Here is a 10,227-nt window from a genome sequence, read left to right on the forward strand (position 1 = left end):
AAGCTGCGGAAGTAGGCCCCTGATGGCACTGCTCGAAGTTGAAGATCTCGCCGTCACGTTCGCCCGCCGCGGTCAGCGGGCCGTGCACGCTGTCGACGGGGTGTCCTTTTCGGTCGACGCCGGTGAGGTGGTCGGCCTGGTCGGTGAGTCCGGCTGCGGCAAGAGCGTCACCTCGCTCGCGATCATGGGTCTGTTGCCCAAGCAGCCGGGCCTGCGGGTCGGCGGCAAGGCCGTCTTCGACGGCACCGACCTGCTCCAGCTCGACGACCGGTCGCGGCGGGACATCCGGGGCCGGGACATCGCGATGATCTTCCAGGATCCGCTCTCCTCGCTGAACCCGGTGATCCCGATCGGGTTGCAGGTGACCGAGGTGCTCACCCGGCACCGGGGGATGAAGGGTGAGACCGCGGCGAAGGAGGCGGCGGCGCTGCTCGACCGGGTCGGCATCCCCGACCCGAAGCGGCGGCTGAAGGAGTACCCGCACCAGCTCTCCGGTGGGATGCGCCAGCGTGCGCTCATCGCGATGGCGGTGGCCTGCCAGCCGCGGCTGCTGATCGCCGACGAGCCGACCACCGCGCTCGACGTCACCATCCAGGCCCAGATCCTGGAGCTGCTGAAGGAACTGGTCCGGGACTCCGGCACCGCGCTGTTGATGATCACGCACGATCTGGGCGTGGTGGCCGGCATGTGCGACACCGTGAACGTGCTCTACGGCGGCCGGGTGGTGGAGACGGCCCGCCGACGCCCGCTGTTCCGCCAGCCGCGTCACCCGTACACGGTGGGTCTGCTCGGTTCGGTGCCGCGCCTGGACGCCGGGCGGGGCGAGAAGCTCAACCCGATCCCCGGTTCGGTCCGCGACCTGCTGCCCTGGCCGGACGGTTGTGCCTTCGCCCCGCGCTGCTCCCGACGGATCGACGAGTGCGTGGGCGAGCCGCCGGAGCTGGTGCAGGCGTACGACGGACGTAGCTACCGGTGCGTGAACCCGGAGCCGGTGCCCGGCACGGTGCCCGCCCCGCGCGAGGAGGAATCAGCGTGAGCGAGCGTAGCGAGCGAACCGAGAACGACGTCCTCGTCGAGGTGCGCGATCTGAAGGTGCACTTCCCGATCAAACGGGGGGTGCTCTTCGACCGGGTGGTCGGCCAGGTGAAGGCCGTCGACGGGGTCGACCTGAGCATCGCGCGGGGCAAGACGTACGGCCTGGTGGGTGAGTCCGGCTGCGGCAAGTCCACGTTGGGTCGGGCGCTGCTCCAGCTCACCCCGCCGACCGCCGGTGAGGTCAGCTTCGACGGTGTCGAGTTGACCACGCTGCCGCCCGGCAAGCTGCGCGGCATGCGTCGCCGGATGCAGATGATCTTCCAGGACCCGATGTCCAGTCTCGACCCCCGGCAGAACGTCGAGTCGATCCTGACCGAGGGCCTGCAGACCCACGGGATCGGCGCCGACCGCACCGACCGTCGACGGATCATCGGCGAGACCCTGGACGCGGTCGGGCTGCCGCGCTGGGCGCTGTCCCGTTACCCGCACGAGTTCTCCGGCGGGCAGCGGCAGCGCATCGGCATCGCCCGCGCGCTGGTCCTCGGGCCGGAGCTGATCGTCGCCGACGAGCCGGTCTCGGCGCTCGACGTGTCGATCCAGGCCCAGGTGGTCAACCTGCTGGACGAACTCCAGGACAGCCTGGGGCTGACCTACCTGGTGATCGCGCACGACCTCGCGGTGGTCCGGCACATCTCCGACACGGTCGGCGTCATGTACCTGGGGGCGTTGGTCGAGGAGGCGCCGAGCGACCGGCTCTACAACGAGCCGCTGCACCCGTACACGCGGGCGCTGATGTCCGCGGTGCCGGTGCCGGACCCGGACGTGGAGGACCGCCGGGAGCGGATCCTGCTCGCCGGTGACCTGCCGTCGCCGGCCAACCCGCCGTCCGGCTGCCGCTTCCACACGCGCTGCCCGTGGGCGCAGCCCACCCGCTGCGCCGACGAGCGACCGGTGTTGCGGGAGATCGGTGGCAGCCGGGTGGCGTGTCACTTCGCCGAGCAGATCGCCAGTGGCGAACTGCGTCCGCACGGGGTCAGCGCGCAGATCGTCCGGCCCGAGGGCGAGGGGGACGCGCCGGGCGTGGTCTCCGCGCCCACCGAGCCCGGTTCGTACGTCTGAGCCGCAGGACGCGGTGCCGGCGGTCGTCAGCCCTCGGGGCGGTTCAGCAGCCCCACCGCGACGCCGTGCACCGCGTCCAGCCCGGCCGGGTCGGCCAGCGTGACCGACGTGCCGGTCACCGCGTACCACTCGTCCGCGTCCTTGTACTGCACCCGCACCGTGACCTTGCCGTCCGCGTACTCGGTGCGCAGCGTCAGGTCCCCGGTGACGACGCCGACCTCGTCGGTCATCACGCCGCCCGGGCCGGGCACGATGTCGGTGGTGCGGCTCTGCGGGCCGGCCGCGCCGCCGGAATCCGCGACCATGCCGGCACCTGGCACGGCGGCGGGAGTCTCGGCGGTGCCGTCGGCGGTCATGCCGGCGGCGGACGGGACGCCCTCCCCGGCGGCGGTCACGATTCGCTCCCCACTCAACAGCCCTCCAACATGTCGGTCAGTGCGGCCTTCTCGGCGCTGGTCACCGTCAGCCGCCAGTAGTGCTTGACCGTCACCCAATCCTGGGCGTATTTGCACCAGTACGATCGGTTTGCCGGCTTCCACTGGGACGGGTCCTGGTCACCCTTTGCCCGGTTCGACGAGGCGGAAACCGCGAACAGCTGCGGACGGGTGGTGTCGTTGGCGAAGTCGCCGCGCTTCGCGTTGTCCCACTCGTCGGCACCCGAGCGCCACGCGTTGGCCAACGGCACCATGTGATCGATGTCCACGTCGGAGGGATCCGAGAAGCTGCGACCGTCGTACACGCTCTCCCAGCGCCCACCGACCACGTTGCAGCCGGAGAGCTTCACGTCCTTGCCGTCGCGCTGGAGGATGCTGTCCCGGACGTCGCAGTTCTTGCCGGTGTCCCGCCAGTGCGGGAAGCGGTCCCGGCTGTAGCCCTTCATCGAGCCGGCGGTGGCGACGGTGAGCTCGCTCAACTGCTCCACCGCGTTGCCGCCGTCACTCGGCGGCGGGGTGGCCGGCTCATCCGGCGGGACGCAACCGGCCACGCCGAGCGCCAGCGCCGCGGCAAGCGCAGCCACCGCCGCTCGCGGTCCTGATCTGGTACGCACAGACGACACCTCTCCAGCTTGGGGGCTCCCGGCGATTGCGCACAGTACCCGGGAACGGTTTCGGCGTTTCGTGGCGTCTCCCACATGATGCAAGGCAGATTGGTGGGATGACCGCACCCGTGCCGGCCGCAGCCCTCCGGATGGGCACCACCGCCGGCCGGGGCACGCTGCTCGCCGCCGTACTCGCCTCTGGCATGGTCTTCCTCGACAGCACTGTCGTCAACGTGGCGCTGCCGAGGCTCGGGCAGGATCTCGGCGCGAACGTCGCCGATCTCCAGTGGACCATCAACGGCTATCTGCTGATGCTGGCGGCGTTCGTGTTGCTCGGTGGTGCGCTGGGGGACCGCTTCGGCCGGCGACGCATCTTCCTCATCGGCGTGGTCTGGTTCACCGCCGCCTCCGTGCTCTGTGGGCTCGCCCAGGACACCGGTTGGCTGATCGGAGCGCGGTTCCTCCAGGGCGCCGGCGGCGCGCTGCTCACGCCCGGGTCGCTGTCGGTGCTCCAGTCGAGCTTCCACCCCGACGACCGGGGCCGCGCGATCGGTGCCTGGGCCGGGCTGTCCGGCGTGTCCACCGCGCTGGGCCCGTTCATCGGCGGCTGGCTCATCGACGCGCTCTCCTGGCGCTGGATCTTCTTCCTCAACCTGCCGATCGCCGTGCTGGTGCTGCTGGCCGCGCTGCGCTGGGTGCCCGAGGGACGGGATCGGGCACGACGTCGGTTCGACGTCGCCGGAGCCCTCCTCGGAGCGCTCGCGCTCGCCGGCGTCACCTACGCCCTGATCGACGCGCCGGCTCGCGGGTTCGACTCCGCCGAGGTGCTGATCGCGGCAGCGGTCGGTGTGCTCGCCGCGGTGGCCTTCGTGCTGCTGGAGCGGCGGCGGGGCGACGCCGCGATGCTGCCCACCGGGCTGTTCAGCAGCCGACTCTTCTCGGTGCTGAACCTCTTCACGGTGGTCGTCTACGCGGCGCTCGGCGGCTTCACCTTCTTCTTCGCCGTCTACCTGCAGAACGTGGTCGAGTGGTCGGCCTTCCGCACCGGCATCGCGTTGCTGCCGATGACGCTGCTGCTGTTGGTCGGGTCGGCGCGGGCCGGCGCGCTGTCGGGGCGGATCGGCCCGCGCCTGCCCCTCGCCGTCGGACCGGTGATCGCCGCCGTCGGTCTGCTGCTGCTGCGCGGAGTCGGACCGGGCGCGTCGTACTGGCGCGACGTGCTGCCCGGCGTGCTGCTCTTCGGCATCGGGCTGACCCTGGTGGTGGCACCGCTGACCGCGTCGGTGCTGGCCGCCGTGCAGGACCGCTTCTCCGGTGTCGCCAGCGGCTTCAACAACGCCGCGTCCCGTGCCGGCGGCCTGCTCGCGGTGGCGGCGCTGCCGCTGCTGGTCGGTCTCTCCGGCGCCGGCTACGAGCAGAAGGCCGACCTGACCGACGCGTACCGCGCGGCGTTGGCCTGGTGCGCGGGGCTGCTGCTGGCCGGCGCGGTGCTGGCCCTCGTGCTGGTCCACCGACCGCCCCGGGAAGCCCCGCCGTCGCAGCCCTGCCACTCGCTGCCCGCCGCCACGCCCCCGAGGTAGCGGACCACCTCGGGGACGCGACGCTTGGGATCAGCGACGTGCGCGGTTGACGGCGCTGGTGACCGCCTTGATCGACGCGGTGACGATGTTGGCGTCGGTGCCGACACCCCAGACCGTCTTCCCGTCCACCTCACACTCCACGTACGCGGCGGCCTGCGCGTCACCGCCGGAGGAGAGCGCGTGCTCGTGGTAGTCGAGCACCCGCACGCCCACGTCGACCGACTGCAGCGCGTTGACGTATGCGTCGATCGGACCGTTGCCGACCGCGGCGAGGGACCGCTGCTCGCCGCCCACCCCGACGTGGGCCTCGATCTCGACCTTGCCGTCCGCCGTGCCGATCGTGTAGCCGGCCAGCCGGACCGCCGGGTCGGGCTGGTGGTCGAGCAGGTAGTGCGTCGCGAAGATCTCCCACATGGCGGCCGGGTCGACCTCGCCGCCGTCGTGATCGGTGACCTGCTGCACCACCCCGGAGAACTCGATCTGGAGCCGGCGCGGCAGGTCCAGCTGGTGCTCGCTCTTCATGATGTACGCGACGCCGCCCTTGCCGGACTGCGAGTTGACCCGGATCACCGCCTCGTAGGTGCGGCCCAGGTCCTTCGGGTCGATCGGCAGGTACGGCACCGCCCAGGTGTGCTCGTCCACCGGCACACCGGCCGCCTTCGCGTCGGCGGCGAGGGCGTCGAAGCCCTTCTTGATGGCGTCCTGGTGGGAGCCGGAGAAAGCGGTGTAGACCAGGTCGCCCGCGTACGGGTGGCGCTCGTGCACCGGCAGCTGGTTGCAGTACTCGACCGCCCGCCGGATCTCGTCGATGTTCGAGAAGTCGATCATCGGGTCGATGCCCTGGGAGAAGATGTTGAGCCCCAGGGTCACCAGGTCGACGTTGCCGGTGCGCTCACCGTTGCCGAACAGGCAGCCCTCGATGCGGTCCGCGCCGGCCAGCAGGCCCAGCTCGGCGGCGGCCACGCCGGTGCCCCGGTCGTTGTGCGGGTGCAGGCTCAGCACCACGCTGTCCCGGCGCGGCAGGTGCCGGTGCATCCACTCGATCGAGTCGGCGTACACGTTGGGGGTGGCCATCTCGACGGTGGCCGGCAGGTTGATGATCAGCGGCCGGTCGGGGGTCGGGTCGATCACGTCGATCACCCGGGAGCAGACCTCCAGCGCGTACTCCAGCTCGGTGCCCGTGTACGACTCCGGCGAGTACTCGTAGAAGATCTCGGTGTCCGGGGTGTGGATCTCCGCGTACTTCTGGCAGAGCCGCGCCCCGGTGGTGGCGATGTCGGCGATGCCGTCCTTGTCCAGGCCGAAGACCACCCGCCGCTGCAGGGTGGAGGTCGAGTTGTAGAAGTGCACGATGGCCCGCTTGGCGCCGCGCAGCGACTCGAACGTCCGGTCGATCAGGTGCTCCCGGCACTGGGTGAGCACCTGGATGGTGACGTCCTCGGGGATCATGTCCTGCTCGATGAGCTGCCGGACGAAGTCGAAGTCGGTCTGGCTGGCCGACGGGAAGCCGACCTCGATCTCCTTGTAGCCCATCTGGACCAGCAGCTGGAACATCCGGCGCTTGCGCTCCGGCGACATCGGGTCGATCAGGGCCTGGTTGCCGTCGCGGAGATCCACCGCGCACCACCGGGGGGCGGCGTCGACGGTGCGGGTGGGCCAGGTGCGGTCCGGCAGGTCGACCCGGAACTGCTCCTGGTAGGGCTGGTAGCGGTGGTACGGCATCCGGCTGGGGCGTTGCCGGGCGAACGGATTGGACTCGGTGTCGGTGACAGGTTGAGCCATCTCAGAGTGCTCCCTGGAACATGTGGCGTCAGCAGATCGGAAGGTGTCGGCGGATGCCGGGCGACGATGCGCGGCGGTGCCGAGAGGAAACTCAGATGTGCTGGACGGCGCGATGCGACTCCGCGACGAGGTGCCGGCCGGTCAGGCCTCGTCGCGGCGGCTAAGGAGGAGCAGCGCCTGCCACATGACCAGGTCACCCTACGTGATGGAACGGGGGGTGGAAAGGCCGGTCCGGACTATGGGACCGAGGTCATCGCCGGCTCCGGGGCCTGGCAACCCAGCCTCGGCGTCCGTTCGGCCCAGGCCACGGCGGGCACGATCGCCAGCCCGACCAGCGCGAAGATCGCTGCCGTCGGTAACCAACCCCAGCCGCCGGTGCTCACCCCGAGCGCGGTCAACCCCGCCGGGGCGATCAAGTACTGCACCTGGGAGCCGAGCCGGAACGCCCCCACGTACGCGCCGCGCTGGGCGGCCGGCGGCAGGGTGGCGGTGAGCCCCCAGGCGCCCGCCGACTCGATCAGCTCAGCCAGGATCAGCAGCGTCGCGGCGGCCACCAGCACCACGACGGTGAGGCCGCCCCGGGTCAGCCTGGAGATCGGCAGGACCAGACAGAACAGGGCGATCAGCAGGGCGCCCCGGCGGGAGGCCCGGGCCGCGCCCGACGCGGTGTCAGCGCCTCGGCTGGCGCGTACCTGGAGCAGCACGATCAGGACCGTGTTGAGCAGCACCAGGGCGGCGATCACCGTCTTCGGGGCGTCGGTGTGGGTGAGGATCCAGAGCGGCATCACCGTCAGGTAGAGCGTCTGGTGCGCGGTGAGCAGCCCGGAGAGTAGGGATGCCGCCATGAACGGACGGTCCCGGAGCACGGCGAGCCGACTCATCGGCTCAACCGGCCGGGCCACCTGCGGCAGGCGGGGCAGTCGTCGCACGAAGAGGGCCGTCACCAGGAAGACCGTCGCGATGAACCAGACCATCCCCCGGTAGGCCGCCATCGTGTCGACCGCCAGCACCACGCCGCTGATCACCGCGCCGAGCCCGAAGCCGACATTCAACGACGAGCGCTGGTACGCCATCGCCGTGACCCGTTCGGCCGGGGGGAGCGCGTTGATCGAGTAGACCTGCCGGGCCACACCGGTCGCGGCCTCCACGGCGGCCAGCGCCACCACCACGGCGAGGAAACCCGTGAAGCCGCCGACGAACGGGTAGGTCGCGAAGAGCGCCGCGTCCAGCACCAGCCCGACCACCCAGACCCGCTGCGGCCCGTACCGGTCGGTGAGCCCACCCAGCGGCACCGTGCCGAGCAGCGACACCCCCGCCGCTACGGACAGGCCCAGCCCCACCTGGGCGGCGCTGAGCCCGAGTGCCCGGGTGAAGAAGACGGCGCTGCCGGCGTGGAACAGGCCGCTGCCGACGGCTCCGACCATGGCCTGTACGGCCAGCGCGCGGGTCAGCCCGGCCGGCGGTACGACGTGGTGGACAACGGTGCGAATGGTGTCTCTGGCCCCCATGGCCGGTGAGTGAACCGTGCCCCCATGACGGTGGTCGAGTCTTTTAGGCTCAACCGAATCCTGCTCCCGGGGAGGGTGCGTGTCCGAGTTGCGGTTCAACGTGGCCGACGTGGCGGGAGTGCGGTTGGCCGTGTCGCCGGTCAACGAGACGGTCATGAGCATGTGGGCGCTGGCCAGCCCAATTCACTACGCGGTGCACCTGCCCTGGATCGACCGCGCCCGGGTGACCCTGCGTCGGCCCGAGGTGGCCTCCCGGGTCCGACCGCTGGTGGAGCTGGCCCGACCGCGTTGCTGGCTGCCCGACTTCCTCACCCCGGCCGCCCGGCCGAACGTGGAGATGGCCGAGCAACTCGAACAGATCGCCGCCACGCCGCCGGCCGTGGTGGTCCAGGACCTGCTGGCGACCACCCCGCGCCGGCCGCTGGGTACGTTCGGGCAGGCGCTGCTCGCCGACCCCGGTGGGCTGCTGCCGCAGCTCGTCGACGCGGTGCGGGTCTGGTACGACGAGGCGATCGCCCCGGACTGGCCACGGATGCAGGCCCTGCTCGACGCCGACGTGACGTACCGGGCCGCCCAGCTCGCGGAGAACGGCGCCGGCCGGTTCTTCGAGCAGCTGCACCCGAGCCTGCGCTGGCTCGGCGACCGGGTGGTCAGCGACGACCCGTTCGAGCGGGACTTCGACCTGCGGGGTCGTGGACTGGCGCTGAACCCGACGGTGTTCAGCGGGCGGCGGGTGCTGTGGAACCTGCTGGAGGATTCGCTGCCGGCCGGCGCGTACCCGGTCCGAGCGGTCGGGACGCTCTGGGAGGCGACAGCGCCGCCGCCGGGCGACCCGCTGGGGCGGGTGATCGGCCCCGGCCGGGCCGTGCTGCTGCACCGGCTCGACACGGCGGCCACCACCACCGATCTGGCCCGACTCACCGGGATGTCCGCCGGGAACGTCTCCCAACACCTGGCCGCGCTGCACGCCGCCGGCCTGGTCAACCGGTCCCGACAGGGCCGGCACGTGCTCTATCGCAACACCGAGGCCGCAGTGGTCCTGCTGCGCGCCAGCCGCGGCGGGTAGCCGGCTGACCGGTCAGCCGAGCAGCAGGTCGGCCAACGGTCGGCGGCGGCGCAGGCCGGTCTCCTCGGCGACGAGGTCCGCCGGCAGGCTGAGCGGGTCGCCGAGCTGCCCGACGACGAGCACCGCGTACGGCCGCACGTCGGCGGGGAGGTGCAGGTCGGCGGCGAGCCCGCCGCGGTCCACGCTCAGCACCTGCCGGACGTGCAACCCCAGCGCGGTGGCCTGCACGGTGAGGTGGGCGACCGCCTGGCCCAGGTCGTACGCGATCCCGTCAGCCGGCGCGGCGTCCGGGTCGACGTGCGCGGCGAGCAGCAGCGCGGCGGCCCGGTGCGCCCAGCGTTGGTCGCGCTCGGTCAGGTTGACCAGGATGCGCTTCCAGGTGTCGTCGTTGCGGTAGCCCACTGTGAACCGCCAGGGCTGGCGGTTGCCCAGGGAGGGTGCCCAGCGGGCGGCCTCCAGCAGGGAGGACGCGTCGGCCGCGCTCAGCTCCGCGGTGGGGTGGAACGCCAGCGGACTCCAGCGGTAGGCGAGCAGCGGGGTGAGATCGGCCATAAGACGGATCGTCCCGTATGGGTGATTCGTCGCTCAGGACGGGGTGGCGAAATGTGGGCAAGAGCACCCGTAACGGGACGAAGATCAGGGCGTTCCCGCGCTCGGGCTCTCCGACGGGTCCGGGGTCGGCGGCGCCGCGGTGTCGAGCGGCTCCCGGTCGATCACCACCGGGCCGGCCAGTTGCACGGTGGCCGGTGCCGGGGCGGGGGGAGCGGCCAGCCGCAGCGTCCCGGCCCCGGTCCGGACACCGGTCGGCGTGCCGTCCCGGTCGTAGCAGTAGATGCCCACGTCCAGCGGGGCGTTGAGCGACGCCGAGGTGGATTCCACCGAGTAACAGGTGCCGGTGACGCCCTCGGGCGCGGTGGCCGGGGCGACCGCCAGCGGGGCACGTCGGTCGGTGAGCACATCCAGCCAGTCGGTGAGCGGGTGCTGCACCCGGGGGTCCAACCGGCGCGGCACCGCGTCGTCGCGGTCACCCAGGCGTACGCAGCTCGCCGACCCGGCGTGACCGGCCGACGGCAGGGCGCACTGGAACAGCCCGTCGGC

9 protein-coding genes and 1 pseudogene are annotated in these 10,227 nt (G+C 71.7%); 4 read left to right on the forward strand and 6 right to left on the reverse strand.

Annotated features, from left to right (window positions below; translation table 11 throughout):
• The first annotated feature begins 22 nt into the window (after positions 1-22).
• Both KBX53_RS11200 and KBX53_RS11205 read left to right on the forward strand, forming a co-directional pair.
• Positions 23-1,036, forward strand: a complete 1,014-nt coding sequence (locus KBX53_RS11200) for an ABC transporter ATP-binding protein (RefSeq protein ID WP_030328128.1) — start codon at positions 23-25, stop codon at positions 1,034-1,036.
• Positions 1,033-2,154, forward strand: a complete 1,122-nt coding sequence (locus tag KBX53_RS11205) for an ABC transporter ATP-binding protein (RefSeq protein WP_030328126.1) — start codon at positions 1,033-1,035, stop codon at positions 2,152-2,154. The genes KBX53_RS11200 and KBX53_RS11205 overlap by 4 nt, the downstream gene beginning before the upstream one ends.
• Before the next feature lie 26 nt (positions 2,155-2,180).
• On the opposite strand, the gene KBX53_RS11210 is transcribed toward KBX53_RS11205, so the two are convergent.
• Together KBX53_RS11210 and KBX53_RS11215 are read right to left on the reverse strand one after the other, a co-directional pair.
• Positions 2,181-2,570: a hypothetical protein gene (locus KBX53_RS11210; protein WP_210859008.1), complete on the reverse strand. Its 390-nt coding sequence runs from the start codon at positions 2,568-2,570 to the stop codon at positions 2,181-2,183.
• Positions 2,564-3,202, reverse strand: coding sequence for an HNH endonuclease family protein (locus KBX53_RS11215; protein ID WP_210859005.1), 639 nt, complete (start codon positions 3,200-3,202; stop codon positions 2,564-2,566). The genes KBX53_RS11210 and KBX53_RS11215 overlap by 7 nt, the downstream gene beginning before the upstream one ends.
• A gap of 107 nt (positions 3,203-3,309) precedes the next feature.
• On the opposite strand from KBX53_RS11215, the gene KBX53_RS11220 reads away from it, so the two are divergent.
• A complete protein-coding gene (locus tag KBX53_RS11220) occupies positions 3,310-4,773 on the forward strand; it encodes an MFS transporter (protein WP_210859006.1) in 1,464 nt (487 codons plus the stop codon).
• Positions 4,774-4,803: 30 nt separating this feature from the next.
• Here the strand turns inward: KBX53_RS11220 and leuA are convergent, their stop codons facing one another.
• Together leuA and KBX53_RS11230 are read right to left on the reverse strand one after the other, a co-directional pair.
• Positions 4,804-6,555 carry a 2-isopropylmalate synthase gene (gene leuA, locus KBX53_RS11225; protein ID WP_030328119.1) on the reverse strand — a complete coding sequence of 584 codons (1,752 nt, stop codon included), beginning with the start codon at positions 6,553-6,555 and terminating at the stop codon, positions 4,804-4,806.
• Positions 6,556-6,791: 236 nt separating this feature from the next.
• A complete protein-coding gene (locus KBX53_RS11230) occupies positions 6,792-8,063 on the reverse strand; it encodes an MFS transporter (RefSeq protein ID WP_210859007.1) in 1,272 nt (423 codons plus the stop codon).
• A gap of 79 nt (positions 8,064-8,142) precedes the next feature.
• On the opposite strand from KBX53_RS11230, the gene KBX53_RS11235 reads away from it, so the two are divergent.
• A complete protein-coding gene (locus KBX53_RS11235) occupies positions 8,143-9,129 on the forward strand; it encodes an ArsR family transcriptional regulator (protein WP_030328116.1) in 987 nt (328 codons plus the stop codon).
• A gap of 12 nt (positions 9,130-9,141) precedes the next feature.
• Here the strand turns inward: KBX53_RS11235 and KBX53_RS11240 are convergent, their stop codons facing one another.
• Both KBX53_RS11240 and KBX53_RS11245 read right to left on the reverse strand, forming a co-directional pair.
• On the reverse strand, positions 9,142-9,681 hold the full coding sequence (locus KBX53_RS11240; protein WP_030328114.1) for a nitroreductase family protein: 540 nt from the start codon (positions 9,679-9,681) through the stop codon (positions 9,142-9,144).
• An 84-nt stretch (positions 9,682-9,765) separates the two neighbouring features.
• A pseudogene (locus KBX53_RS11245) lies at positions 9,766-10,227 on the reverse strand (hypothetical protein); the annotation flags it as partial.

Source organism: Micromonospora sp. M51, from assembly GCF_018070305.1.
In the GTDB taxonomy this organism is placed as follows: Bacteria; Actinomycetota; Actinomycetes; order Mycobacteriales; family Micromonosporaceae; genus Micromonospora; species Micromonospora parva.

Bases quoted from the DNA above. Each gene is read 5' to 3' on its own strand.
- KBX53_RS11200 (WP_030328128.1), top strand. From the start codon at position 23: ATGGCACTGCTCGAAGTTGAAGATCTCGCCGTCACGTTCGCCCGCCGC.
- KBX53_RS11220 (WP_210859006.1), top strand. From the start codon at position 3,310: ATGACCGCACCCGTGCCGGCCGCAGCCCTCCGGATGGGCACCACCGCC.
- leuA (WP_030328119.1), bottom strand. From the start codon at position 6,555: ATGGCTCAACCTGTCACCGACACCGAGTCCAATCCGTTCGCCCGGCAA.
- KBX53_RS11230 (WP_210859007.1), bottom strand. From the start codon at position 8,063: ATGGGGGCCAGAGACACCATTCGCACCGTTGTCCACCACGTCGTACCG.
- KBX53_RS11240 (WP_030328114.1), bottom strand. From the start codon at position 9,681: ATGGCCGATCTCACCCCGCTGCTCGCCTACCGCTGGAGTCCGCTGGCG.